At 60.8% G+C, this 25,816-nt stretch carries 17 protein-coding genes and 1 pseudogene; 7 read left to right on the top strand and 11 right to left on the bottom strand.

The annotated features are described in order from the left end of the window. Positions 1 to 101: 101 nt before the first annotated feature. The 4 genes from AC4CS3_RS23185 to AC4CS3_RS23170 are packed head-to-tail and all read right to left on the bottom strand — an operon-like array spanning position 102 to position 4,211. Positions 102 to 869: an SDR family NAD(P)-dependent oxidoreductase gene (locus tag AC4CS3_RS23185; RefSeq protein WP_490785425.1), complete on the bottom strand. Its 768-nt coding sequence runs from the start codon at positions 867 to 869 to the stop codon at positions 102 to 104. Next, positions 859 to 2,247 (bottom strand): MFS transporter, encoded by a 1,389-nt coding sequence (locus tag AC4CS3_RS23180; RefSeq protein ID WP_490785424.1) that lies wholly within the window; start codon positions 2,245 to 2,247, stop codon positions 859 to 861. Before AC4CS3_RS23180 ends, AC4CS3_RS23185 begins: the two co-directional genes overlap by 11 nt. Beyond that, a complete protein-coding gene (locus AC4CS3_RS23175; RefSeq protein WP_490785423.1) occupies positions 2,247 to 3,134 on the bottom strand; it encodes a polysaccharide deacetylase family protein in 888 nt (295 codons plus the stop codon). Before AC4CS3_RS23175 ends, AC4CS3_RS23180 begins: the two co-directional genes overlap by 1 nt. A 60-nt stretch (positions 3,135 to 3,194) precedes the next feature. Beyond that, positions 3,195 to 4,211, bottom strand: coding sequence for an asparaginase (locus tag AC4CS3_RS23170; protein ID WP_490785422.1), 1,017 nt, complete (start codon positions 4,209 to 4,211; stop codon positions 3,195 to 3,197). A gap of 289 nt (positions 4,212 to 4,500) precedes the next feature. Here AC4CS3_RS23170 and AC4CS3_RS23165 point away from each other — a divergent pair, with 289 nt between their 5' ends. Continuing rightward, complete coding sequence (locus tag AC4CS3_RS23165) at positions 4,501 to 5,526, top strand: LacI family DNA-binding transcriptional regulator (RefSeq protein ID WP_490785421.1); 1,026 nt, start codon at positions 4,501 to 4,503, stop codon at positions 5,524 to 5,526. A 205-nt stretch (positions 5,527 to 5,731) separates the two neighbouring features. Here the strand turns inward: AC4CS3_RS23165 and AC4CS3_RS23160 are convergent, their stop codons facing one another. Next, positions 5,732 to 6,634, bottom strand: a complete 903-nt coding sequence (locus tag AC4CS3_RS23160; RefSeq protein WP_490785420.1) for a LysR family transcriptional regulator — start codon at positions 6,632 to 6,634, stop codon at positions 5,732 to 5,734. 155 nt (positions 6,635 to 6,789) lie between these two features. On the opposite strand from AC4CS3_RS23160, the gene AC4CS3_RS23155 reads away from it, so the two are divergent. Next, the gene (locus tag AC4CS3_RS23155) at positions 6,790 to 7,881 is read left to right on the top strand and encodes a tartrate dehydrogenase (protein ID WP_490785419.1); all 1,092 of its coding nucleotides are present in this window, start codon (positions 6,790 to 6,792) and stop codon (positions 7,879 to 7,881) included. A gap of 401 nt (positions 7,882 to 8,282) precedes the next feature. Here the strand turns inward: AC4CS3_RS23155 and AC4CS3_RS23150 are convergent, their stop codons facing one another. After that, positions 8,283 to 10,103, bottom strand: a complete 1,821-nt coding sequence (locus tag AC4CS3_RS23150) for a glycoside hydrolase family 15 protein (protein WP_490785418.1) — start codon at positions 10,101 to 10,103, stop codon at positions 8,283 to 8,285. Positions 10,104 to 11,384: 1,281 nt separating this feature from the next. Here AC4CS3_RS23150 and AC4CS3_RS23145 point away from each other — a divergent pair. Further along, a complete protein-coding gene (locus tag AC4CS3_RS23145) occupies positions 11,385 to 13,925 on the top strand; it encodes a helix-turn-helix transcriptional regulator (protein WP_490785417.1) in 2,541 nt (846 codons plus the stop codon). A 29-nt stretch (positions 13,926 to 13,954) separates the two neighbouring features. Here the strand turns inward: AC4CS3_RS23145 and AC4CS3_RS23140 are convergent, their stop codons facing one another. The 5 genes from AC4CS3_RS23140 to AC4CS3_RS23120 form a co-directional block, all read right to left on the bottom strand. Then, a complete protein-coding gene (locus tag AC4CS3_RS23140) occupies positions 13,955 to 14,776 on the bottom strand; it encodes a hypothetical protein (RefSeq protein WP_490785416.1) in 822 nt (273 codons plus the stop codon). Between the two features lie 125 nt (positions 14,777 to 14,901). Then, a complete protein-coding gene (locus AC4CS3_RS23135) occupies positions 14,902 to 17,226 on the bottom strand; it encodes a hydantoinase B/oxoprolinase family protein (RefSeq protein ID WP_490785415.1) in 2,325 nt (774 codons plus the stop codon). Between the two features lie 62 nt (positions 17,227 to 17,288). Further along, a complete protein-coding gene (locus AC4CS3_RS23130) occupies positions 17,289 to 19,415 on the bottom strand; it encodes a hydantoinase/oxoprolinase family protein (protein WP_490785414.1) in 2,127 nt (708 codons plus the stop codon). 14 nt (positions 19,416 to 19,429) lie between these two features. Next, a complete protein-coding gene (locus tag AC4CS3_RS23125) occupies positions 19,430 to 19,873 on the bottom strand; it encodes an acetone carboxylase subunit gamma (protein ID WP_490785413.1) in 444 nt (147 codons plus the stop codon). Positions 19,874 to 19,926: 53 nt separating this feature from the next. Beyond that, positions 19,927 to 21,855 carry a hydantoinase/oxoprolinase family protein gene (locus AC4CS3_RS23120; RefSeq protein WP_490785412.1) on the bottom strand — a complete coding sequence of 643 codons (1,929 nt, stop codon included), beginning with the start codon at positions 21,853 to 21,855 and terminating at the stop codon, positions 19,927 to 19,929. Between the two features lie 623 nt (positions 21,856 to 22,478). Here AC4CS3_RS23120 and AC4CS3_RS23115 point away from each other — a divergent pair. From AC4CS3_RS23115 to AC4CS3_RS23100, 4 genes and pseudogenes are all read left to right on the top strand, one after another. Further along, positions 22,479 to 22,901: a hypothetical protein gene (locus tag AC4CS3_RS23115; protein WP_490785411.1), complete on the top strand. Its 423-nt coding sequence runs from the start codon at positions 22,479 to 22,481 to the stop codon at positions 22,899 to 22,901. Positions 22,902 to 22,904: 3 nt separating this feature from the next. After that, positions 22,905 to 23,951, top strand: coding sequence for an L-glyceraldehyde 3-phosphate reductase (gene mgrA, locus AC4CS3_RS23110; RefSeq protein ID WP_490785410.1), 1,047 nt, complete (start codon positions 22,905 to 22,907; stop codon positions 23,949 to 23,951). A gap of 342 nt (positions 23,952 to 24,293) precedes the next feature. Beyond that, positions 24,294 to 25,214 (top strand): hypothetical protein, encoded by a 921-nt coding sequence (locus AC4CS3_RS23105; RefSeq protein ID WP_490785409.1) that lies wholly within the window; start codon positions 24,294 to 24,296, stop codon positions 25,212 to 25,214. Positions 25,215 to 25,300: 86 nt separating this feature from the next. Beyond that, positions 25,301 to 25,750, top strand: a pseudogene (locus AC4CS3_RS23100) (hydroxypyruvate isomerase); the annotation flags it as partial. Positions 25,751 to 25,816: the final 66 nt, after the last annotated feature.

Genomic DNA, 25,816 nt, shown 5'->3' with positions numbered 1-25,816 from the left:
CGTCGGCGATCGCCCGGCCTATCCCGCTGGAGCCGCCCGTGACGACTACCGCCCGGCCTGCGCCTTCAATAGTCGGTATGCTCATAGTGTCCATTTCGTCGTTAGGCTCTCATTTTGACGGTGAGTCCACCATCAACGATTAGGGACTGTCCAGTGATGTAGCGGGAATCGTCAGAGGTGAGGAAGCCGATGACGCTTGCGACTTCCTCCGGCGTCCCCACACGCCCCCAGGGAATGTCTTTTCCGGCCCGCAGAAGTCCTTCAGGACCCAGCGAGTTGACGGAGTCCAGCGACTGCGGGGTCTCAATGAGACCCGGTATAACAGCGTTCGCGCGGATCTGGCGCGGCCCAAGTTCCACGGCGACGCTGCGGACAAGGCCAAGGACCCCGGCCTTGGCTGCCGCGTAGTGCGCGTGTTCCTCCCAGCCATAGACGCCGCCGGCGATGGAGGAGATTGCAACCAAGGCGCCGCCTTCCGTCATTCTCGCCGCACCGGCACGCAAGGTCCGCAGCACCCCGGTGAGGTCCACGTTGAGCATGTCGTGCCATCGTTCATCGGACATCTCGTCCAGCGGTGAGTTGCGCAGGATTCCCGCATTCGCGATCGCGTAGTCCAACCGGCCATACTCGTCCAAAGCCCGTTGGGCGAGCCCGTCGACCGAGACGGTGGTCCGGACATCCACTTCCTGGATGACCGCCTCACCGTTGGCATTCTTCACCAAGCGGAGGGTTTCTTCCGGATCATGGGGATCTCCTGGAAACGTGCCGATGACGGAGCGCACTCCGCGTTTTGCGTAGTGGACCGCTAGGGCTCGTCCGATGCCGCTGGCTGCCCCGGTGATGATGGCGACCTTGTTGTCAGATGTCATGGGGGTGGTCCTCAAGCAGGGCTTCAACGGGCGGCTTGGCGGCGATCATGAGGAGCCCGGAGAACAGTGTTCCCGCGGCTCCGACCCAGAGTGCGGCGGAGCCGGTTCCCGCTCCGGCGGCTGCTGCCGTGAAGAGGGCCCCACCCAGGATCACGCCGGGCTGGCTCATGGCGCCGATGAATGCGGTGCCCGTGGCGCGGCAGCTCACCGGGTAGCACTCGGCCATGAAGTACTGGATCGCCGCGTACGGTCCGACCAGGAAGAACAGTCCGGCACCGTAGGTGAGGATGATCATGAACGGGCTCGTGGCTAGGGGGCTGAGCATGATCGTGAAGGAAATTCCGGAGAGGATCCAGCCACCGATGATGGTCCGCTTCCGGCCGATCTTGTCGCCAAGCCAGCCGTGGAAGACATATCCGAAGTAGGCGAGCATGTTGATCACGATAAGCATCCAGAAGGCGTCGGAGAGTTCCACGCCCTTGGCGTTTTTCAGGACTGAGCTGCCGAGGATGCTGAAGATCATGATGCCGAAGAAGTTGAAGATCCAGGCCAGGGAGAAGATGATCGTATTCCGGCGCAGGTGGGGTTCCCAGATGCGCTTGAGCGGGGCCGCGGAGGAGTGCTCGACGCCGTAGGCGTGCGCGAGGGAGTGGGCTTCCGCGGACTTGCCGCCCTTCTCAAGCTGGGTCAGCTTGTGGTGCAGTTCGAACTGAGGGGTCTCCTTCAGTTTCTTTGAGATGACCCAGACGATGATCGCCGCCGGAATGGTCGCCATCAGGTACAGAGCACGCCATCCAAGGGAGGGAAGGAAGACCAAGGCGAGTGCACTGGCCAGCAGGAAGCCCAGCGGCCAGCCGCCTTGGATGAACGAGTAGTGGAAGCCGGGACGCTTGCGCTTGTCGGCGACTTCGGTGACCTGGTAAACCTCGTTCATGTAGGTGGCGTTGACGGCCTGTTCGGAGAATCCGAGCCCGCCGAAAGAACGGATCAGGACCAGCAGGCCGTTGCTGAGGAGCGGGATCCCGGTCGGGATCAGCGCGGTCAGCCCGGAGATAACCGCGGTTCCCCCGATAGTGGTCATCATGCCCTTGCGGCGACCCAGCCGGTCGATGACCGGGCCGATGCCGAAGCACACGACGGCGGTACCTACAGCGATCCAGGTGTTGATTGCATAAGCTTCCGTTGCTGTCCACCCAAACTCCTCCTGCATGGCTGGCAGGAGTGTGCCGAACAGTCCGTAGTCGAAGACGGCGACGGTCCAGGCGAGCAGGGCAAGGACGGTGGCGATGCTGGTGTTGCGCTTCGAGAAGACCGGGAAGCGGCGTTTCTCGTTCGGTGCTGGTTGCGTCAGGTCGACGGCGGTCTGCTGGGCAGTCATCAGTTGCTTTCCTTTCGGGGGCTGCGGGCGAGGAAGGAGTCCGCGATCTGGTCGAAAGTGAGCCAGCTGACGCCTTCATGGGAGTTGATGTGATCGATGAGCCGTTCGAGCATGAGCAGCACCTGGGGGCGACCGGAGACGTCCGGGTGGATGGTCATGGTGAAGACTGCCTGGTCCATTTCCCGGTACACCCAGTCAAATTGGTCGCGCCACATCTGTTCGATATCCCGGGGGCTGACAAATCCGTGTGAGTTCGGAGCGGCCTTGATGAACATCATGGGTGGCAGGTCGTCGAGGTACCAGTTGGCGGGGATCTCGACCAAGTCGGTTTCCTTGCCCCGGACCAGGGGCTCCATCCAAGTCTCGGCGGCCTTTGTATAGTCGATCTTTTTCCAGCTGTCGCCGACCCTGACGTAGTAGGGCTCGAAATCGCGATGCATCAGTGAGTGGTCGTACTTGATTCCGCGTTCGAGCAGGATTTCGTTGGTGACAGGTGAGAATTCCCACCACGGTGCGACGTAGCCGGTGGGACGGCGGCCTGAGACCTTTTCGATCAGTTCGATCGACCGGTCCAAAATGGCCGTCTCCTGCTCACGAGTCATGGCGATCGGGTTCTCGTGCGAGTACCCGTGAACGCCGATCTCATGCCCTGCATCGACGATCATCCGGGTCAGGTCCGGGAAGGTCTCGATTGAGTGACCCGGCACGAACCAGGTAGCGGGCAGTCCGTACTTTTCAAAGAGCCGGATAAGGCGCGGGCCGCCGACTTCTCCACTGAACAGCCCGCGGGAGATGTCACACGGGGAGTCTTCGCCCCCGTAAGAGCCAAGCATTCCGGCAACGGCGTCCACGTCGACGCCGAACGCGACTTGGATGTCCTTAGTCATGAGATGAACCTTTCACTGCGTTTGTTTTGTTTACGTTGTGTTTGTGTTTAGGGGAAACGGTCAGGGGAGCTTGCCTCGGCGGGCAAAGATCTCCGCGATGCGGGCCTTCGGAGTGTTGAGCCTGAGCAGAAGACTGAGAAGGATCAGCGACTGGGATGGCCGGAGCAGCCCGGACGGTATGGCGCCGGCCGCGCGCAGGTCCTCACCGCCACCGTCGCCGTAGCGCGGGACCACGGCACCGGCGTCGACCCGGGTGCTTGTGACCACGACGACACCAGCCGCCGTGGCGTCAGCGATCTCCGGGCACAGTTCGCGGTTGGCGTTGCCGGTTCCCGTCCCCTGGAGAACAATTCCCGCGGCCCCGCCATGGAGGGAGGCCCGCAGGAGAGTGGAATCCGCTCCAGGGTAGGCGGCAATCAGGTCCACGCGCGGCGACCCCGCTGCTGCGCACGGCAGAGGCAGCGGCTCGATTCCAGACGCTGCTTTCTGCATCCGGACTTCCCCAGTGTCAGACACCCATCCCGCTGTTCCGAAATCCGGGTTGGAGAAAGCATTGAGCCTCGTTGTGTGACTCTTGCGTACTCCGGCAGCAGGGAAGATCGTCCCGGCAAACGCCAACAGCACGCCCTTGTCCCGGGCCTGGGGGGAGCCAGCGACAGCGATAGCACGGCTGAGATTGTCTGGACCGTCCGGGGATGCGGAGTCGGCGGGCTCCTGCGCTCCGGTGAACACCACCGGGCGGGGATCATCGTGGGTGAGAGCGACAAGGTAAGCCGTCTCCTCCATCGTGTCGGTACCGTGAGTGACCACTACCCCAAGTACCTGGGGGTCAGCCAGGGCCTCCTTGATCTTGGCGCAGACGGCGATCATGTCATCGACGGTCAGCAGGTATGAACCCTTTCGGAAGACATCGACCACTCGGACCGGATGAGAGGCCGGGACCCCCATGCTGGCGAACACCTGCGCCCCCGTGTCCGAGGCCACGGCGGCTCCCCCGTCCTCTGACGCACGCGAAGAGATTGTTCCGCCCGTGGCCAGCAGCACCACATGGGCTCCACTCAAATCTGTGACAGTCATTTCCGCTCCGTAATGTCTTGCACCTGCTGCCAGGCTCATACCCAATCGATTGGGTTGACGAGTAAAAAAATATCCTTGTGATGTTTCCTGTGGTGGCACCCGGGGTTTCGAGGATGTAAACACCTCCGCTCCGGGCGCCGACGCCACGGCTACCCAATCGATTGGGTAGCCGGTGAAATGACTATAGAATGTGAAGTGCGGCACGTCAAGGGTTCAGAAACCAGAGATCCGCAGGTCATCGGGCACGCTGGGTGCTGTAGACTTTTTTGCGCTGAGGCAGGGGAATGAATTGGACGACAGCACGGCCGACGGCCGCACCGTCACGCTGAAGGATCTGGCAAACGAGCTCGGCATACACCCATCGACCGTGTCCAGAATCCTGCACTCCGGCTCCGAAGTGGCGCGAGGGGCGGCCTCCGTTGCCACCGCCCAACGCGTGCGTGATCTGGCGCGGAAACGCGGCTACTCCCCGGACCCCCAGGCCACCGGCTTGCGGACACGGCGCACCCACCTTCTGGGTGTGATTGTGCCGCGGCTTTCGGACCTCGTACTGGCCATCATGTACGAGGGCATTGAAGAGGCCGCGGCTGAGCAGGGCTATTCCACGTTTGTCATGAACTCCCGAGACGACCCGGAGGAACAACGCAGGAAGACGGACACGATGCTGGCGCGACGGGTGGACGGGCTGATCATCGGAGACGCACACCTTGACGGCAGCCTGTTGCGGGAGTTGACCGCCCGCAGGGTTCCTTTCGTGCTCATGAACCGCCGCGTGCCCGGCTACCCATCGGCCACCTGCGACGATGTCATCGGCGGCCAGCTCGTGGCCGACCATCTGTGGCGCAAGGGGCATCGGAACGTCGCCGTGATCGCCGGTGAACCCTATGCCAGCACCGCGGTTGACCGGACGGCCGGTTTCGTGGATCGATGGCGTGCTCTGGGTGGCAAAATTCCCCAGGAAGCGGTGGTGTGGTCCCGGTTCGACACCGCCGGAGGGCGAGAAGCCGCCGAGACAATCCTGACCGGCTGTTACCCTCACCCCACTGCCCTGTTCGCCGTCAATGACTTTGCGGCGATCGGCGCCATGGGGGCAATACGATCCCATGGCCTCACCGTCGGCCGGGACGTGGCGGTCGTGGGCTTCAATGACACCTCCCTGGCCTCGGAGCTCCCCATCCCGCTCACCTCCGTCCACTCGCCCATGCTGGATATCGGGCGGACGGCGGTGCAGCTCCTGAAGCGGCTTCTGGACGGTGAACACATCGAATCCATCCGGTTGAAACCAACCCTGCGCGTGCGCGAAAGCAGCATCTGACGAAACAGGCCTTCACCCCCGCGGCGGCCGAAAGGAGCCCACCAAGCCATGGTCAGGAATCATCGCCATGACTATTGATCGTGACTGTTGGCGGATAGTGGCCGTTAAATGGCACCTTCGATTGGCAGCTCCTGTTCTGCACTAGCGTGCGGAACCATGGAGGGACGCCTTCTAACCCGATGGCAGACCTCGACAGCAGTCGGGCTTACGCCAGTCGTTCCGTAAGACCCAGCCTCAGGAATTCGATGGCTTCGCTGACGCGGCGCGGGGTGTGTACGGCGGCGGGGTATACGGCATGAATGTCCGCTGCCGGCGTCGGCACGTCTTCCAGGACCTGCTGCAGGAGCCCCCGTCGCAGCATCGGGTTTACGTGCCAGCTGGAGCGCATGATGAGTCCAAGGCCCTGAAGGCACCATCCGGTGACTATTTCTCCGTCGTCGCTGACCATGTTGCCTTTCACCCGTACGTGCTGCTCCCGGCCCTCCGATCCGAATCGCCATAACGCGTAGTCGCTGCTGTCTTGTCGGAGAATGATGCAGTTGTGCTGTTCAAGTTCGGCGACCGTGCTCGGGCGGCCGATGCTGTTGAGGTAGTGCGGTGCGGCGCACACTATCCGGCGGCTTTCCACAAGGCGCTTGGACTTGAGCCTCGAGTCCGCAAGACTGCCGACACGGATGGCGATGTCAAAGCTCGTACCGGCGATGTTGAGGGGAAAAGCCGAAAGCTCCAGGTCCACGGAAACCCGGGGATGTTTCCGCACGAACTCACCAAGCAAGGGGGCGATGTGGATCCGGCCGAGGCCAATGGTCGAGTGCACGGCAATCCGTCCCTGGAGCTCGCCATATTTTTGTGCCACCCCTTCCTCGAGGTCCATTTTCTGCTGAAGGATCGACAATGCCCCGGCGGCGTATTGCTCCCCTTCGGGTGTGAGGGTCAGCCTCCGGGTGCTCCTTCGGACAAGCTGCACGCCGAGCCGGGACTCCAACTGGGTCAACCGTTTGCTGACCGAAGGGAGTGACTTTCCCCAGCTTCTGGCGGCGTCCGTCAGGCTTCTCGATCGGGAGATCTGTTCAAAGAACTCCAGGTCATCCACGCTGTTCATATCCATTTGCCGTTACTTCTTTCACTATAAGAAACAATGTGTTGCTGGAACGCCCCTAACTCCTGCGCTTATTCATCCATACACTGGTATGACAGAAAGCACAACGCACCACTCGGTGCTAACAGGGCCCTGTGCCTGTGCCCCAACAAGAAAGTCTCACCATGACACAGACGCACAGAATCGCAGTGATTGCCGGTGACGGAATCGGGCAGGAGGTTGTACCCGAGGGGGTCCGGGCACTAGAAGCGGCGGCAGAGGCCTTTGATTTCAAACTGCAGACCACGGTCTTTGACTATGCCAACTGCGATTACTACCTCACGCACGGAAAGATGCTTCCCGACAACTGGTTCGATCAGCTCAGCGGCTTCGATGCCATCTTCTTCGGCGCTGTTGGCTCCCCGGAAACCGTCCCGGACCACATATCGCTGTGGGGAAGCCTTCTGCAGTTCCGGCGCCACTTCGACCAGTACGTCAACCTGCGGCCCGTGAAACTATTGGCCGGCGTTAAGACCCCACTAGCGAACCGGGTTCCGGGGGAGATTGACTTCTACGTGGTCAGGGAGAACACCGAGGGTGAATATTCCAGCATCGGAGGCAGGATGTTCGAAGGGACCGACAGGGAAACGGTCCTCCAGGAGACGGTCATGACCAGGACCGGCGTGGACCGCATCTTAAAGTACGCGTTCAGTCTCGCCGACAGCCGCCCGAAGCAACACCTGACGTCGGCAACAAAGAGCAACGGCATCTCGATAGCCATGCCGTACTGGGACGAGCGGGTCGAAGCGATGGCGCAAACCTTCAGCAACGTAAGGACCGACAGCTACCACATCGACATCCTGACGGCGAACTTCGTACTGCATCCCGAGAGGTTCGACGTGGTCGTGGCCAGCAACCTTTTCGGAGATATTCTGTCCGATCTGGGACCGGCCTGCGCGGGAACGATAGGCATCGCACCCAGCGGCAACATCAACCCCGAACGCCGGTTCCCGAGCCTGTTCGAACCGGTCCACGGATCAGCCCCGGACATCGCCGGAAAGGGCATCGCCAACCCCATCGGCCAGATCTGGAGCGCATCAATGATGCTGCAGCACCTTGGCGAAGACGCCGCCGCTGCCGCAGTAGTGCAGGCCTTCGAGAACATCCTCGCAAAGGGAGATCGGGCCCTTACGCCCGACTTAGGCGGCAGCGGCAGCACCGAACTCCTGGGGAAGACCATCGCGGACGAAATCCGCACCGTAGCCGCCTCCCGCTGACGGTCAGGCCAGCGGCTCACACCCACCGAGCCGCGCGGGTGGCTCCGCCCCAGCAGAACGGGGCACCGACAACTAGTGGTGTGTCACAATTTTGCTGGCTGGTTTGGAGGGCGACGCGGCCGCGGGCTACTTTCCGAACTAGCTCGACCAACGAGCAATCAGCCTCGCCGAACTCCGGCAGGCCCACCGCGACACCTGGCTTGCTGCGGGCCCATACGCGCGGAATCGCGGATCGCTTCCTGAATGTGCACCAAGAGAGAGCCCGCTGAGCTCGGGAGTATCAAACATGTCGCCATCGAAGCACAAATATGGCAAGCCACTCCGTGACTCGCCGGATCACCTGCCCTGGGCTCCCGGTCCATCCGGAGGCTACCAGCGTCGAATTCACGCAGCACCATCAGTCATGCGGTTTCTTTAACCGCCAGACTGAGGCGGTCGACTCCGTGCATTGCATCCGCGGCACGTACAAGGGCTAAATGGGAAAATGCTTGCGGGAAATTACCCGCCATCCGTTTTTCCTTCACGGCGTATTCTTCGCTGAGCAGACCCACTTCATTGGAGAACCCGACGAGCTTGTCCATCAGAGCCTTGGCTTCGGTCCAGCGATCCGTGCGAGCGTACTGCTCCACTAGCCAGAAGGAACATGCGAGAAATGGATGCTCACCCGGTTCAAGTCCGTCTACGCCGGTCTCAGTCCGGTACCGAAGAAGCAGTCCCTCCTCAGTCAGGAGCTCCTTTTCCAGCTGGGAAACGGTACCGAGCATGCGCTGGTCCGAATAGGCGAGGAATCCAACCTGCGGTAGAGCTAACAATGCGGCGTCTGTCTGTCGCCCCCCATAGGTTTGTGTGAATGACCTTAGGTCGCGGTTGAAGCCCTTATTCAATATTTCCGTCCGCAGGCGTTCCCGGAGTTCCTGCCAGTGCTCCAGCGGGCCCGGCAATCCGTGATCCCGAACCGCACGGACGCCGCAGTCGAATGCAGCCCACATCATGACTCTGGAATGCGTGAAGTACCTGGCACTCCCGCGCATCTCCCAAAGACCGAAGTCTTTGTCGTTTAAATGATTCTCCACAAAGCCCAGGAGGGCGCACTGTAATGCCCAGGAGAAGTGGTCTTCCCTGCCGCCAGCTAGTCGCAGTCTTTCCAGCGCGACCAAGACTTCTCCCACTACATCGGCCTGGTACTGAGAGACCGCGGCGTTGCCGATCCGAACTGGTCTCGCGTTCTGGTAGCCAGGCAGGTGGTCTAGTTCTTTCTCGGGAAGGTCCCGCTCTCCGGCGACTCCATACATAATCTGGATGTCCTCCGGATCACCGGCAAGGGCACGCAACAGCCAGTTGCGCCACTTCAGAGCCTCCGATTCATAGCCATGCGTCAACATGGATTCCAGCGTCAATGAGGCGTCGCGAAGCCAGCAATAGCGGTAGTCCCAGTTGCGCGAACCACCAAAATCCTCCGGTAAAGAGGTTGTGGGGGCAGCGACGATACCGCCTGTTTCATAGTGCGTCAGAGCGCGCAGCACCAACAGCGATCGCTTGACTGCGCCCCCGTATACCCCGTCCTGACGACAATGGCCTCCCCACAGGGTCCAATAATGCACCGCTTCTTCAAGAGCAGCTTCGATATCGACGGCGGGCGGCACGTCGCGATGTGACGGAAACCATGTCAGTTCGAAGTCCACGCTCTCGCCAGCTGTAACCACGAATTCCCCTACATGCCCACGATCGTGGGCTTGGGGCAGATGCCTCCCCCGCAATGCCCAGGCGTCCGGTCCGGCTCTGGCCAGTAATATTTCAGCACCGAGCGTGGTGTTCTCGCGATATCGGCTCACCCACGGCAATAGGGCACCGTAGCGTGGGCGAATCCTCAGCTCCTGAAGAAGGGCGACAGTCCCGCTCAGGCCAGTGACTCGACGCACAAGAGATGAACGGCTTTCCCCGATAGGCATGAAGTCGGTAATCCGGACCATTCCGCCAAGAGTCTGCCACGTTGTCTCAAGGACAAAAGTCGAGGCCATATAGTGACGGTCTACGACGACAGCCTCCGGATGGCTGGGGGCAAGTAGCCACAGTCCATGTTCTTCGCGCCCCAGCAGCGCGCCAAAGATTGACGCGGAGTCGAAGCGTGGCAAACAGAGCCAGTCGACGCTACCCCGGCGGGAGATTAGACACCCTGTAGAGAGATTCGACAGGAGCGCATAGTCCTCAATGGGTGCGGCCATGGCCCTAGTCAATCACAAGGGTTTGAACAGCGTTAGGCCAAAACATAGGAACCGTCAAGCCATTATCGCCAAACTGCTGATTGGCATGAGCTTCGGGCGTCTGCCATCGGGGCTCCACCCCCTGACAGCCCTACTCCTCCCCACCCGGGTGGCCAAGCGTGCCTCGAAAAGTTCACCCGGGGAGGTAGTTGCGGGCCACTCCGGCTGCCGAGCCAGACTGAATACACGACACCACCAGTGTCACCGTGAGGCAAGATATGCAAGGGAGTAGCCATGGAACGGCCTGTCAATGTCGACAGTGGTGAGACACTATCCGCTTCTCCTGCCCGGAACCGCGGAGGCTTTTCAGCAATGATTTCGAGCCGGGAGCGAGCCGTGCGCAGCGCCGCCCCGTTGCGGAAAGAGGGGGCCAGTAGATGACGCGTGAGGAGGCTTATGCCCGTTGCCCCGATGATTCATATGTAGAGCTGTACGGCCACCAGTGGCTGATAGTTCCGTTCGCGCCAATCGAGCAGCCCAGGTTCTTTATCTGCACGCCAGGACTTAAAAGCGCTAGCCACTGAGTTAGGTCCCTAGCCCGGTCCGATCAGCCGCGGCAGCCATCGTTCGCCACAAAGAGGACCATCGCAAGGTCAGCTCTTGCTGTGTCTCGCTGACGGCCGCAGGACATATGAGGGGGCCTCCTCCTCGGGGTGGAGTTCGCGCAGCAGGACACCTGATCCCGCCACTGCACCGTCTCGGCATCTGCATCCCACGCTCGTGGCCAACAAGCTGCCCGACGGCGTTCGGGTCGCCGGCCCAGGGCCAAGGCCCACCCGCACTGACCTCCTGTGGTGTCCCTGCTGCCCTTGAGTCTTTTCGAGTGGCCTAGACATGTTGAACGAAATGGGTCGCGTTGATTACCAATCTAGGTCGGCGGACCAGCTCGGCCGCGCCGCAGTGTCTTTGGCGCATCTGTTGCCATAAGATTTTTAGAGGGCTTAGAGCAGTCCTTACAAATGCGGGACCACAAGGAGGTGGCAGATGGCAGTTGTGCCTCCCGGCGCTTCAAGCAAGTTCCGCCCCCCTAAACCCGTCGGTCAATGGGTCCCCCGGACCCGCCTGACCGACGTTCTCCGCGCAGACACTGGTTGGCGCCTGGCCCTGATCCACGCTCCAGCAGGCTTTGGCAAGTCCACCCTAGCCGCTCAATGGATGGAGCTTCTCGCCTCGCAAGGGCGAACGACAGTCTGGCTCTCGCTGGACCGGGATGACAACAACACTGTCTGGTTCTTGTCCCACTTGCTCGAAGCGATTGGAAGAGCAAAGACGGGATTCGACGACGAATTACAGCAACTGCTCGAGGAAAGACCCGACGACGCGGAACGATATGTTATTCCCGCCCTCATTAATGCAATCGACGAGGGCGGTCAGGATATTGTCATCGCGTTGGATGACTGGCATTTGGTCACGGACAAACGAACCCTAGACGTCACCGAGCGGCTACTGGACGCCGGCGGCACCCATCTGTCCTTCATCATCACAAGCCGCACCCGCTCAGGCCTCCCCCTCGGTCGGCTCATGGTACGCGGCCAACTGGTTGAAGTGGATGCTGTCTCGTTGCGGTTCGACCAGGCTGAATCCCAGTCTTTCCTGGTAGACCTTAACCGTCTGGACCTCGGCGGAGAGGACGTCGCCAGCCTCTATAGGACCACTGAAGGCTGGATCGCCGCGCTGCAACTCGTGTCCCTGTCCTTACGCGATCATAGTGAAGCGTCAGCCTTCATCGAAAGACTATCCGGAGGGCATCAGTCGATTGGCGAGTATCTAGCAGAAAACGTCTTTAACACTCTGGAACCGGATGTGCTGAATTTCCTCTTGACCTCGTCCGTTCCAGAGCGGCTCTGCGCCGGCCTCGCGTCGGCGCTGTCGGGTGTGGAACAGGGGCAGTCCATGCTCGAACAGGTCCAGGCCCGGGACTTATTTTTGCAGCCGCTTGACGAGGACGGTACCTGGTACCGCTATCACCATCTCTTCGAAGACTATCTGCGTCGTCGACTGGACCGCGACTACCCAGGACGCGCCAGGGAGCTGCATCTGACCGCAGCACACTGGTACTCGGACAACGGATTCCCGAGCGACGCCGTGGACCACGCACTGGCCGCGGGTGACATCGACTTCGCCGTAGAAATCGTCGAGTCCCGCGCGATGTGGCTGGTAGAGCACTCGAGCATGGCGACGTTGCTCGCGCTCGTGGGCAAAATCCCGGCTGATCGTGTTGCTGGCCAGGCAAGGCTCCAGATGGCCATTGCGTGGGCAAATACACTGCTTCATCTGGCCGGGGAAGCCCAAAACGCGCTCGACCAAGCTGAAACCGTGATGCCCTCTGACACGACACTCAGCGATGACGACCGCTTTGAACTAGCGGTCGAGAGTCTTGTCGTCCAGAGCTGCATCGATATCTACGGAGACACTGTGGGTCGCGTGGGAGAGCTGGACGAAAAGTGCTTCCCGCACGCTAGCAGGCTCCGGCCCTGGATCGTCTCAGTCGCTGCGAACGTGTCGACGTTCAAGAAAATTCACGACGGCCAGTACAGTCTCGCGCTTGAACAGCAACGCTGGGCAAACAGATTCCACGACCAGACCTCGGGCCCGTTCAGCAATGTATACGGACACTGCTTTGCCGGCCTGGCCGCCTATGCGCTGCTCGATATGGAGCAGGTCGAACAGCAATTCGCCCTAGCCGTCGAATTGGGCCGCAGTCACGCAGGACGACACTCCCACGCAGCCCGCCTGGCGGGCGCGATGATGGGGCAACTCCTTTACGAACGCGGCGATTTGGACAAAGCCGAAAGGCTTCTTGAAGAAACACACGAGCTGGGATCAGAAGGCGGAGTCGTAGACTTCATGATTTCCACCTTTTCGACTCTCGCCAGAATCAAGGACCTTCGTGGAGACTCGTCTAAGGCCGCCGAGATACTGGACGAAGGCGACTCCGTAGCGGATAGTCTGGGACTTTCGAGGCTTAAACTCGTCATCACCCTTGAACGCGTGCGGCTGGGCATCAAACCTGGCCCCTTCCAACCACGCGGTGCCGCAGGATTTCCCCCAATGCACGGCAATGCGGTGCAAAGGCTGGAGGGTCTGGACGAAACCACCTACGAGATTTTCCTTGCTGCCCAGATCCAGTCAGAAATGGGCAATGGTGGAACTGTTGGTGCAACTACTTCTGAGCACCTGTCCACAGTAGAAAAGGCCAGGTATCTGCTGGGACGGGCGGCGGCCTACACCGGCCCGCGTGCGGAACTACACGCCCGCATACTGTTGGCCTCAGCACTCCAGCTGGCAGGTCTTCATAGCGAGGCGGAAGAGACCCTTCTGCCAGCCCTGAACACATGTTGCCGGTTGGGCCTTGTCCGGCCAGTGCTGGACGGCGGCGTTGCCTGTTCCGAACTCGTGCATAGCATCTCTGAGGAGCTAAGGCTGGGTCCGCCCAACTACGACTACCACCCAAATCTCGGGTCGTTTCTCAGTCTCCTGATTCGGCTGGATCTAAATACTGCAGTCAACCGGGGCACCTCCCGCGTCCTAAGCGGGGGTCGGCAGCAGCACGTGGGACCCCGACGCGCCTCTGTCCCGGAACCGGCCTTGTCGCAACGCGAACAGACCATTCTGCTGCTTATCGACAAGGGTCGATCCAATCGCGAAATTGCCCAGGAGCTTCATCTGGGGATCAACACGGTGAAGTGGTACTTGAAGAACCTTTTCAGTAGCCTCGGCGTAAGCGGCCGTCAGGCCTGTGTGGATGAGGCGCGCCGCAGGCATTTGCTGAAGCAAGCTTGAACTGCACGGCCGGTCATGACTGCGGCCGGTCACCTCAGGGCATCAAGCCGCAACAGCACGTCTTCCGGTCGTGCTGCGCTTGGTATCTCTGCCAGGTAAAAGTCTGCGGACGGAAGTTCTACATCAGGATCCAGCCAAAAGCTTCCAGGGACATACCCGCCCACCGCAGTGTCGGCTTGCAGGTGCACTTTCTCGTCGTCCAACTGCCCTAGCGTCCACCGATAGTTGCTAGTCACGTTGGCGATCGGTGTATAGGCCTCCAGCGCAACGGGCACGCGTCCGGGGCCTTCGTTAGGCGCGCGGTTATCCAGCAACAAGCCGGCGACGGGCAGTGCGGCGAAGGCGCGTAGCCAGTCACTGACATACATCGAGGCGTTTTCAGCGTCGTCCGCGACCAGCTCGCTCAGGTTGTCAGCGCCGCCGAAACGGTGTGTGGCGATGAGCCATTCCCTCGGCGAGGGGATGCGCAGGACCACCGGCTGGCGTGCCGTCTGAGCGAACACCGTGGCGAATTCAAGGACCGCCTTGTTTGTGTCATTGTCTGCCAACAAAGTCCGAAGCGCGTACCCCGTCCGGGATCTAGCCGCCATTGCGGTCTCGAGCCCGGTATTTCCGGCTGTGAGATGATCGTAGAGTCGCTTCAAGTCCAACATGGCGATGTCCGGCCTGAGCAGCCCTTGTGCCTGAGAGAAGAAAGCCGCGTAAGCGGTGGCGTTGTCCCAGGGCACGGCATGGCCGCGAAGAATCACGGATGCTGCGTACTCATGGTGATCAAACACCACGGCCTTCGCCCGCCCCGAGGGAGGGGAGGCAACAACGTTTGCAAGTGTGGCGGCAGTGGAAGTGGTCATGACGTCTTTCTCCGAACTTTGGCTGTTACAGGCCTTCAGCGCCGCACCGTCCTGGATTCCGGAGGATGCGGCGCTGAAGGGGATTTTGAATGCGTTGGTCCCGAATCAGGATCTACGTTGGAGGGCTAGGACTTGCGCTGGACGACTTCTCCGTGCTTCATTTCCAGTTCGCGAATTCTCTCCTCCAGTTCGGTGATCTTCACTTCCCGGCGGTCCGGAAGCATGATCAGTGGCAATTTGTCGATGGTCGCTTTGACCCGTTCCGGGCCGTTGCTGGTGAAGTGGGTGGCGGTGAGCTCCTCCGTGTCGTCGCCCCAGGACCCGTAGTAGAGCAGATCCTTCGGAGGCTCGGCCTTCACATAGCCCTTAAGGAACTCCTTGTACGGCTTGCCGCGGGCGATCCGTGCTTGCCGCGAGTCATGACGCAACTGCGTGGTTGCCTCGTGGTCCACCACAAAGGTGTCAGGATCCCAGACGACGCCGTAGATGCTGGTGGCCACCTTCGCTGAAATGCGCCCGAGCTCCAGATCCTTGGCGACCGATTCTGGGTCGCGTTCCAGAACATCGCCGTAACCACCTCCGGAGCCCTGGGCGATCATGTAGAGCTCGCCGTCCTTTGCGACATCGAACTGCAGGCCCATATGGGCAGTGCTGTATTTGCCGCCCTTGTAGGGCTGCTCGTTCATGATCCGTTCCATGGACAAATCGAACTTGCTGGAATCCTTGCGGATGATGTCGTAGATGTTGATGCCTTTGACCATGGCAAGCGGGTTTGTGCTGCAACCATAACCGCCGAACATCCCAGTGATGGAGGAGAACTTGGACCCCGAAGCAACCGTCATGAAGCCCCACATCGGCGTTCCTTCAGCGGCGACAATCATCTCGTAGCCCATACCGCCGCTATTCTTGCCGAAACCCTGGTTGTCGCGGACGATCCGCTTACTGACCAATTGCATGAAGGGAACCTCCTCCTCCATGACTTCCTGTTCAGCGGTGTCAGCCATGGCGCAGAACAGTGGGGAGACGGCATCTTCACCATCTCGGAACGCCTTGGCCCCGCCGCCCATACCGTTAAGGTCTGCACACAGGTTGCCCACCTGGTCCCCATGCTGGGTCAGACCTCCCCAGAGGAAGGTGTTGATCTGGTTGAACCACGGAGCCAGGACGTTTGAGAACTTCTCCGGGTTGGAGAACTGCATCTTGGCGAAGGCGGTCTGCAGGGCCGAGAACGCGCGGAACGAGGCCTGCAGCGACTGACCCATCGGCGCATCGTAACCGGCGTCGGCCCAGGTATGTTCATCCGAGATGATGTCGATGGGCGACATCGCCGAAGTACACCGCGGCAGGTCCGGCCACCAGAACGCAAGGATCGCTTGCATCATCATTGACTTGACTGAACACAGCGGGGAGTTGATGGCCCGGTTGAGGATTTCCGGACCGGTTCCCCTCAGGTCCACGGTCATCTTGTCGCCCTTGACCGTCACCTTGCAGGCAAGCTTGATCAGGATGTTTTCTTTGAGCGTGGAGTCCATGAACTGGTTGAAGGACACGGTTCCGTCGGGGAGCTCGCTGATGCGGCGTTTGACTTCCTGCTCCACGTCCTCGACTGTGACTCGCAGCGCCGCTACGAACGTCTCGACCCCCACTTCCTCGATGATGCTGTCAACGCGTTCCTGGATTCGCTGAACGGCACCGATCTTGACCTTGAGGTCTGCCAACTGCAGTTTGGGGTCGCGGACCGAGTGCTGTAGGAATGTCAGCAAATCCCGGCGAAGTTCGCCTTTCTCAACGATTTTGAATGGGGACATCCGCAGTCCGTCATCGAACGGGGTCTCCGAGCCCGACGGCATTCCGCCTGGCTCGCAGGCGCCGTTCTCACCTTCATGGATCGTCGCCGCGACCCACGCGATGATCTGGCCGTCGCGCATGATCGGTGTGATCATCGATTGGTCCGTGTTGTGGACGTTTCCGTACCGGGCATCATTGTGGATGAATCCGTCGCCGGGATTGATCCCAACGGTCGGCTCGTCCTTCCAATACTTCATGATGTAGCGGATCGGGTGATGCAGGATCGCGGAGAACGCGATAACTCCGTGGCAGGACAGGTAGGTGACGTCCCCTTCGGCCGTGTAAATGGCTGTCGTCAGGTCCCCCCATTTGGCACCGGGAGCGGCACCCATGGCCTCGCACATTTCGTAGCCTTCGTCGAGGGCACCGGCAAGCCGTTTGCGGATGCGGTCGACCTGGATGGGGTCCACGCCCTTGGCAATGCACTCCTCTTCGTAGGCCGAGCGGGAGGTGATCTGGTGGCTGCGCATGATGGCCGGGTCCGGGCCGAGGAAGAGGGTGGTTTCGTCCATGAACTGGTCCACCCACTGCTGTTCCTGGGCGGTCAGCGGCTGGGCGGCGGCTCCACCGGTAGTGCTGTTTTCATTTGCTGTAAGCGTCATTGCTATCTAGCTCCTTCAATGGGAGTAGCGGGAAGGTAGGTGGAGGATCCGCAGGGCACGGATCAGTCCTTGAGGAACCACACGGCGCCTTGGGATGTCGGCTCCAGGCGCCAGGTCGGCTCGACGAGATAGGTGGTGTTTTCGGTCGTCACGATTGCCGGGCCGTGGATGACGTGCTGATGGTGCAACGCCTCGGCATCATAGACGGGCGTATCGACGGCTCCGTCGATCTTCACGAAGTGGACCTGCCTTGTGCCGATCGGGGACGGCATGGTTCTGTCATGTCCGGAGTCGATCGAGTCAAACTTGACCACGTCACCCTCCACATAGGACGAGACCCGCACGGTCTGCGCCCTGATCCCGGCCTCGGGAGCCTGGCTGCCAGCACCGTAGCGCTGACCGTAGATGTCGGAGAAGGTACGGATCAGGTGGAGCACATCGGCCACGCCATTCACGCGGTTGATGTCGAAGACGACCGCTGTGGTCACCAGCTGGTTACCGTAACGCAGGTCCATCTCCAGGCTGTGGCGGATGTCGACGGGGTTGTAACCCTGACGAACGAGGTCTTCCCTGCCCTTTGCTTCGAGCTCCTGGATGACACGGTTCAGTTCGCCATAGTTCTTGTAGAGGCTACGGTCCGTTGGGTTGTACAGGACGACATGTGAGCCCCGCTCGTGGATATGGAGGGGTTTCATGTTGCCGGCTCCGCAGGCTGAGAAGACCGAGGAGAACGGCGGGGCGAGAATCTTGCGTATACCTGCGTGGTCGGCGATGCCGCACGCATGCAGCGGACCGTTACCGCCATAGGCCAGCATGGTGAAGTCCTCCGGAAGATAGCCCCTGACGCGCAACTCCTTCGACATGCCGATGGCCATCTGCTCGTCGACGGCGTTCTTGACGATCTTGGCGACCTCAACAGTGTCCATGTTCAGTTCATCGGAGAGGACCTCATCAATGGCGTAGATGGAGCGCTTCTTGTTCAGCTTGATGTAGCCGTTGGCGTAGTTGTCCGGATCAAGGTATCCGAGGACCAAGTCCGCGTCGGTGACCGTCGGGCGGAGGCCGCCACGGTCGTAGCATGCCGGACCGGGGTCCGAGCCAGCTGATTCCGGCCCGATCTGCACTGAGTGGTGAATGCGGTCGTAGCTTGCTATCGATCCACCTCCTGCACCCAGGGTCAACAGGTGAATCATCGGAACGGAGACAAGCCAGCGTCCGATGGTCGGCTGGAAGTCGTAGTGCTTGACTCCTCCCTCGGGGACGAGCCCGATGTCGAAGGAGGTGCCGCCCATGTCTGTGGAGATGACATTTCCCAGCCCCGTGCTGTCGGCCAGGTGCTGGGCAGCGCCTACTCCGGCGATGGGTCCGGAGTGGATGGTCTGTAGTGCGTCGGTGGAATTCGACTGTGCCATGCCGCCTGAGTTGTGGATGACAAGCATGGGTTTGTCATACCCGGAACCCCGGAGGTTGTTGGACAACTGCCCGAGTGCGTGGAACATGATTTCGTGCAGAAAGGCGTCGACAATAGTGGACGTTGCCCGCACATATTCGCCCTTTCGGCCGGACACCTGGCTTCCCAATAGAACGGGAATAGCCCCGAGTTCGTGGGCCGGATACTCGTCCAGGATGATGTCGAGGATCTGCTGCTCGTGGACGGGATTTTCTGTCGAATTGACCAGGGAGACGACGATCGCTTCTGCCCCGTTGTCCACAAGTTCGCGAACCTGCGTGCGGACGTCGTCTTCCATCAGGGACACGACAACCTTGCCGGCCGAGTTGATTCGTTCCTTGACCGAGCGGATCAGGCTGCGGGGCACGAGCGGATCCGGGCGGGTGGCATCCGGCATATTTTGCTGCTTGGAAGGGTCCAGCCCTTCGCCGTAGCCACGGCCCCGGGAGAGCGGGATGGTGTCCTCGAACCCGTGGGTCACGAGTGCGCCTACCCTCGGGCCCTTCCCTTCAATAAGTGCATTCGTGCCGAGGGTTGTTGCATAGCGGACTGAATCGACTTCGGCCAGAACGAGATCGCGGTCGAGTCCAGCGCGCGAGCAGGCGAGGTCGAGTGCTTCATTGAAGCCTTGGGCCAGGTTGTGGTGTGTTGTCAGCGCCTTCGCTTCAACGTACAGGCCGTCCCAAGCGAAAAAGCAGTCGGTAAATGTACCGCCGATGTCAACGGAAATTCGTTTCATGACCAGTGGTTTCCTTAGCTGTGCGAGTGACGGGCGAACGGGGACAGACTGTTGTACGAACCAAGGGCCGGGCTGAAGTCTGCAACGGCCTCTTCGCCGGGTCCGTAGTTGATGACGGTCTCCGGGTTGGTTCCACGTTTCGTCCACTGTTCGCGGAGCGAGTCGATATCCCAGAGCATGTCCACGGTCGGCGGGTGTCCCGGCGGTACATACTCCGTTTCGAGCTGCGTCCCGCAACCCGGGCAGTAAAACTCGAGAATCCTGCAGAAAGCGGGGTCCGGAGCGAAGGTGAACTCGTACCTTTCCGGATCAAGAATCGACTGATGGATTTCTCTCGGGTCCCGGTCGTAAACCAGGGTTCCCTCCTTGTAATTGCCCCGGGCGTCGCCGAGGTCATGGCTGCAGACCCGGCAGGTCCACCGCTCCGTGTCGAGATCGATGATCAGATATTCCGTCATTGGAATCCGCATGACTTGTCTCACCTGTTTTCTTAATGATGGTTGTGTGGTGGTCACTTCTGGATGGTGTCTGTAAGCATGAGGTCACCGGAGACCGTCACGTCGAAGGTCCAGCCGTGCGGCACCCGGGCCGTGAAATAGGGGCCCTCCACGATTGCCGGACCCTCGGCCGACGCACCGGCTGTTTGGCGTTTCAGCTCGAATACCGGGACCTCATCGACCTGGTCCACGGCGGAGCGGACGTTTCGGGTAGAGGTGGCGACGGCGGGCATCCTCGCGATTGATTCGGCTCGTCTGATCGACGCGTGCGGCAGTTCGTAGCGGGCGGTCAGGGTCAGCAAGGTGTTGTGTTCGCGGGTGCCGGGCTGGGGATCGGAATCCAAGTATGGGAGCTCCGAAATCAGCTGGCCTTCGGCGTCTTCAAGCACCACGTTCCATTCGAGCCGACATTCGTCGATTTCATGGCCCTCCTGGAACATGTCCCGGGTCGCCCGGGCCAGCAGCGCCGCTTTGCTTGCACCGAATTCTTCGGCGTCCATTCCGGCCACGTTGGCCTCGTAGGTCTGCGCAATGTCGGAGAAGCCGATTCCGAAGGCCGAGAAGACAGCAGCCATTTCGGGCACGAGCACTCGGCGGACGCCGGCGATCCGTGCCGAGCCGCAGGCGCTCATCGGGCCTGCACCTCCGAACGCGGCAACCGTTGTAGCGTCCGCATCCTCGACGTCGTTGGCAAAGGACTGCGACATGCGTTCGAAGTAGGCGGCCTCCATGCGAATCAGCGCCTCATTCAGGGTTATCCCGAGAGGGTCTGCGATGACTTCGGTGATGACCGCACGCGACCGCTCGGCATCGAGGACGAATCCTCCGTCGAGGTAGGTGTCCGGATCCAGGACCCCCAGGAGAAGGTTTACGTCCGTGATGGTGGCTTGCTTGCCGCCGAAGCCGAAACACGCGGGGCCCGGTGCAGCCCCGACGCTCTCGGGGCCGACGGTGATGATGCCGTCGCGGAGTCCGATGACAGAGCTGCCGCCGACGCCGCTCGAGTGGACGTTGCTCATCTCAAAGGAAACCGGAATGCCCTGAATGGATCCCCGGCGGTCCGTCGAGATGGTTGAGTTCTTCACCGAGCCGACATCAGTGGTTGTCCCGCCGACGTCGATCATCAGCACATGCGCAAGTCCATAGGCCTCAGACAGGGCTTTTGTTCCTTCCAGTCCACCGCGAGGCCCGGAAGAGTAGGTCTTCAACGCCACAGATTTAGCCACCCGGGAAGAAGCTCCGTCGTTGCGGTAGATCAGGAGCGGGTTCTTGACCTTATGGTCGCGTAGCCGGTGCTCGGCGCTGTACAGGAACCGCTCCATGGTGGGGTGTAAGAATGAATTGATGATTCCGGACCATACGCGGCGCCCCTGGACGGCGTCGGGCGTGAATTCCCAAGAGAAAAGAATGGGTACCGAACCCAGCAAGTGACGGGGGAACTTCCGCAGCAGAATGCCCTTAACGGCCCTTTCCTTCTCCCTGTCCGCCATTGCGATGACAAGCCTGGCCGCACCGTCGGTCGTCATCCGGTTGACCTGCTTGACGATCTCCTGCGATAGCTCCTCCATCTCCCGTTCGGCGTTGACAACTGCTATGCGTGTACCGACAAGGTCGTCGAACAGCTCCGCTGCTGCGTCGCCCTTGCGAAGTTCTTCGGCCAGGGCGAGGCTGTCTGTGAGGATGCCGATCCGTGGCCCCTTGCGCTCGACAAGTGCGTTGGTGCCTTGGGTGGTGGAATACCGGATGTGGCGCGTGGAGTGCAAAAGTCCCGGAAGATCTTCTTCACCGAAGATGTCCTTGGAAGCCTTGGCTATGCCGTCGAAGAGACACTGGGAGAGGTCGAAAGGTGTGGTGAGCGTCTTGGTGAACGAAAAATTCTCACCGTCCCAGACACAAATATCGGTCAGCGTTCCACCGTTGTCGATGTTAATGAGCCGTTCCATTGATACTCCTTTGTATATTGAGGCGCGGTGACACCAGCGGCGTATTCCTCAACAGGTGTTTGTGATTAATGACACATTGAGGCCTGACCTCAGTTTCGTTCCTGATGCGGTGTGGCTGGCTACTACCCGGCCGGGTGGACTATTCGGGGGAGGGCTAGCCACCCGGGTGGGCGGTGGAATGGTTTCGAATTCGCTTCCGAGTCTTGCGGCTACACCTCGACCGCATCGCCAAACCCGAACACATCCACCCTCCCCACGCCCTTTAACGCAGGCCGCTGCTGCACCGTCACCTTTGGCGTCGCGCGAACGCCACAGACCGCCGTCGAAGTTCCTTCTTCTTGACAAGACGTGTGAAGTGAACAGTTTCACCGGGTTTGGGCGAAAGCGCTTCGGTGGGGCTGGCGATCCTAGGTTCGAGAGGGCCACGATCATCGCATTCCGGGTGATCGCACGGGACTTAAGCTGTTGAGGGCGGCCAGCTCGCGCCGACCAATCAGCACGGAAGCAAGGCCATCGAGTCCATCGGCTCAACACGTCCGTCAATGACGTGCAAGCTGTTTGTCCGCCCTGGAACTCCCCCATTTCCCACAACGCGAAGCTAAATCTAGGAACCAAGGATGATGATGTCTGGCACGAGCGACGTCGCCGCCGTAGCGGGCGACTCGGTCAGTACCGTTTCGAATGCCCGGAACAGCACCAGGAAAGTCAAATACGAAACCCGAGAGCGCGGCGATTGGGAGGAACGCCATGTCCGGGTATTTGGCGGGATCGAGGTCCTAGGCTCCTCGCTGCTGGTGCAGCTGTTGGTGGGCAACTACGTTGGCCTCATCAGCCGGGGCCGCACGATTGCCAGAGGCTGGCTGGACATGGTCTCGGCAGATGGGACTACCGCCTGGGTGTGGCTCGACGGGGGCCGCGGGCGTCGGATGGTACACGCTGGGGACGGGATCGGTCTCATGGTTCTGGAAGAAGCCTCCGACGTCGCTTGCACCCACGAAACGACAAACAAGAACCGCAAGAACAAGACAGCGACCGAAGGAAACTGAACCATGATCTACGCCTCCGCGCAGGACCGTTATGACTCCATGCCCTACCGAAGGGTCGGACGGAGCGGTCTGAAACTTCCGGCGGTCTCACTGGGCCTCTGGCACAACTTCGGCGACGACAAGCCCTTCGAGACACAACGGGCCATCCTTCGGCGGGCTTTCGACCTCGGCGTCACGCACTTCGATCTGGCCAATAACTACGGTCCGCCCAGCGGCAGTGCAGAAACCAATTTCGGCCGGCATTTCAAAGACGACTTCAAGCCGTACCGCGACGAGCTAGTCATCTCCACCAAAGCCGGATACCGCATGTGGCCCGGCCCGTACGGGGAATGGGGATCCAGGAAATACCTGCTCTCGAGCCTGGACCAGTCCCTTGAACGTATGGGCCTGGACTACGTGGACATCTTCTACAGCCACCGCCCGGACCCGGACACGCCCCTCGAGGAGACCATGGGAGCACTCGACACCGCGGTCCGATCGGGCAGGGCGCTGTACGCCGGCATTTCCTCCTACTCCCCCGAAAAGACACTCGAGGCAGCTGCCATCCTCGAGGGCCTTGGAACACCGTTGCTGATCCACCAGCCCTCGTACTCAATGCTCAACCGTTGGACCGAACACGGCATCCCCAACTTGTTCCAGACCCTTGAGCAGGTGGGCGCAGGCGCCATCGCGTTCTCGCCCCTTGCGCAAGGATTGCTGACCACCCGGTACCTGCACGGCATCCCGGAGGACTCACGCGCGGCCGCAGGCAAGTCGCTGGTGGACACCCAACTCTCCGAGGAGAACCTGGCCCGGATCCGGGGCCTCAATGAGATCGCGGCCCAGCGCGGGCAGACTCTCGCCCAGATGGCCATAGCCTGGGTGCTGCGCCCACAGAACAAGGGAATCCCGGTCACGTCGGCCCTGATCGGTGCCAGCAGCGTCCGACAACTCGAAGACAATCTGGCGGCAGCATCGGGCCCGGACTTCACCAGCGATGAGCTCGAAAGGATCGACGAATTCGCCGTCGAATCCGACATCAACCTCTGGGCCAAAGCCCTCCAGGCCTAAGACCATCCGGGTGCGCTGAGAGCAGGGTTCCTCCATGCGGAGAGCAATTATTGAGCCGCCTTTGGCGAATCCCAACGAAGTTACCCCGGCCCCCTCCGCGGGATGCGGGCAGTCTTGCGCCAATCCTGATGCCGTCAGCGCACTTACCGAAAGGAAACTCGTCACAGCGCCCAGTGCTGTAGCGCACGTCCCGCCGGCGCCCAAGCGCCGGCCCCAGACCAAATAGCCGCTTTAAAAGCTGGCTACCACCGATGGCGGGCCGGCCGTGCTGCTCGTGGGTTGAGGACTCGTCGCGCGAACCATCTGGGCAATAAGCACGTGATGCCGGGCGTAGCTAGCACCATGGCCTCCGACGGCTTCTACGTCCTGGCAGCATCCGCTGAATTATTGTCACCGTCCAGGATAGAAAGGATTCAAATGAACAGGCATTCCGACGTGGTCTGCGAGGACAATCTCGAAGACGGGGGCTGGAAGCACCCAACCCAAATCACGGCTGAGCTCGCGTCCACCTGGGTTAACAAGGGTCGGCGTCTCTCGCTCCCTCTGCTTGAACTGGCTGGGCCGTTGGCGGACCCAGCCACCGTTATTCCCCGAGTTGTCGAAAGGGAGAGTGACCGGCTATACGGGAATTTCATGCTGGCTTGGCTCGATAGCAGCGGCGACCCACGGGTAGTGAACCACCTTCCCGACGCAACGTTTTTTCTGCAATTGCTGGACCTCGCCTATGGGCCTGTCTTCGAATTGCGTCCCGAGCTCCGGAGCTTGTTGAGTGGTATGAGTCGGGCCGAAATGGCTTTGACTAACGACGTTCTCCAGATTCAGCTGGGCACGGTCCAGGGGAACTACAGCATGATCCGACACCACGCCCTCATGCTGTTCTACGCGGCCATGTGGCTGGATGAGCCCGAACGGTCCGGATGGTTGGACTTATACGACCAATTGGTGACCCACGTTGACGGACGACCGGAAGGGCGACCGAGCCTGGAACAGATCGGCCTCACGGAAAGCGGCGCCTTTGAGGACTTCGCGGCGCTCTCAGGGCGAACATTGACGGATCCGGAGGCTCGGCTGCTGTTGAATGATCCTGATGCACTGCAACGGATCATTGACTATCAACTGTATGCCGCTGTGGCGATTGGTCTGTTATGGCGAGAGTATCGCGCGCTCCCTGAGGAACTGCAGGATGCATGGCACCGTGAACAGCTGTCCAAGGGCTACGTCAGCCCGGATTTTCTGGAGGACAACTGGCTGAACGAGAAATGACCCTTCACCGCCCCCGAATATCAAGAGCCTCGACAGAGAGAACAGAGACGTCGAGGACGTAGACGCCGTCGTTTTGCCGTATATCGATGCCCGTGCTTGAGCGTCCGGCCGCGGCCAAGGCGCGGCTTTGACGCCGTCGAGCTCTGGTGGCCGCTTGGATATTCGGTCCCCACGGACTTCGGCGTCGCCCGATTTGAAACCGCCATTGTCGCCGCCGGCATCCGGCTGACCCGTCTGAACTTCAGTGCCGGCAACATGCCCGGCGGTAACCGCGGTCTGGTTTCCTGGCCGTCCCCCTCAGCGGAATTCGCCGGCATTGGCGAACGGCTGGGATGCAAGGTCTTCAAGGCCCTTCGCCGACACCACATGGAAGGCGTTTCCGCCGAGGAGCAGGGGGCCGTCGGAATGGAAAACCTAGCCAAGGATGCCCAGGGTGTGGCCCGGATTCGCGGTACCGTCTCCTGGAGCTCGTTAGCGGGGCCGCGAAGTACCCGTTGCTCAAGGCCACTCATGCCCTGGACATTAGCGCCAAAGTGCTTTGGCCGCTGTCACTATTCGCTTGTCGCAGACTCAGTTCACCAATCGTCGCGTTCCCGGGTCAG

Source organism: Arthrobacter sp. SE2, from assembly GCF_058244265.1.
Note: the sequence above shows the minus strand (reverse complement) of the source record. Positions and strands in the feature narration are given on the sequence as shown.

Coding starts and splice junctions, on each gene's coding strand:
- AC4CS3_RS23185 (WP_490785425.1), bottom strand. CDS start 869: ATGACATCTGACAACAAGGTCGCCATCATCACCGGGGCAGCCAGCGGC.
- AC4CS3_RS23180 (WP_490785424.1), bottom strand. CDS start 2,247: ATGACTGCCCAGCAGACCGCCGTCGACCTGACGCAACCAGCACCGAAC.
- AC4CS3_RS23175 (WP_490785423.1), bottom strand. CDS start 3,134: ATGACTAAGGACATCCAAGTCGCGTTCGGCGTCGACGTGGACGCCGTT.
- AC4CS3_RS23170 (WP_490785422.1), bottom strand. CDS start 4,211: ATGACTGTCACAGATTTGAGTGGAGCCCATGTGGTGCTGCTGGCCACG.
- AC4CS3_RS23160 (WP_490785420.1), bottom strand. CDS start 6,634: ATGGATATGAACAGCGTGGATGACCTGGAGTTCTTTGAACAGATCTCC.
- AC4CS3_RS23155 (WP_490785419.1), top strand. CDS start 6,790: ATGACACAGACGCACAGAATCGCAGTGATTGCCGGTGACGGAATCGGG.
- AC4CS3_RS23150 (WP_490785418.1), bottom strand. CDS start 10,103: ATGGCCGCACCCATTGAGGACTATGCGCTCCTGTCGAATCTCTCTACA.
- AC4CS3_RS23140 (WP_490785416.1), bottom strand. CDS start 14,776: ATGACCACTTCCACTGCCGCCACACTTGCAAACGTTGTTGCCTCCCCT.
- AC4CS3_RS23135 (WP_490785415.1), bottom strand. CDS start 17,226: ATGACGCTTACAGCAAATGAAAACAGCACTACCGGTGGAGCCGCCGCC.
- AC4CS3_RS23130 (WP_490785414.1), bottom strand. CDS start 19,415: ATGAAACGAATTTCCGTTGACATCGGCGGTACATTTACCGACTGCTTT.
- AC4CS3_RS23125 (WP_490785413.1), bottom strand. CDS start 19,873: ATGACGGAATATCTGATCATCGATCTCGACACGGAGCGGTGGACCTGC.
- AC4CS3_RS23120 (WP_490785412.1), bottom strand. CDS start 21,855: ATGGAACGGCTCATTAACATCGACAACGGTGGAACGCTGACCGATATT.
- AC4CS3_RS23115 (WP_490785411.1), top strand. CDS start 22,479: ATGTCTGGCACGAGCGACGTCGCCGCCGTAGCGGGCGACTCGGTCAGT.
- mgrA (WP_490785410.1), top strand. CDS start 22,905: ATGATCTACGCCTCCGCGCAGGACCGTTATGACTCCATGCCCTACCGA.
- AC4CS3_RS23105 (WP_490785409.1), top strand. CDS start 24,294: ATGGCCTCCGACGGCTTCTACGTCCTGGCAGCATCCGCTGAATTATTG.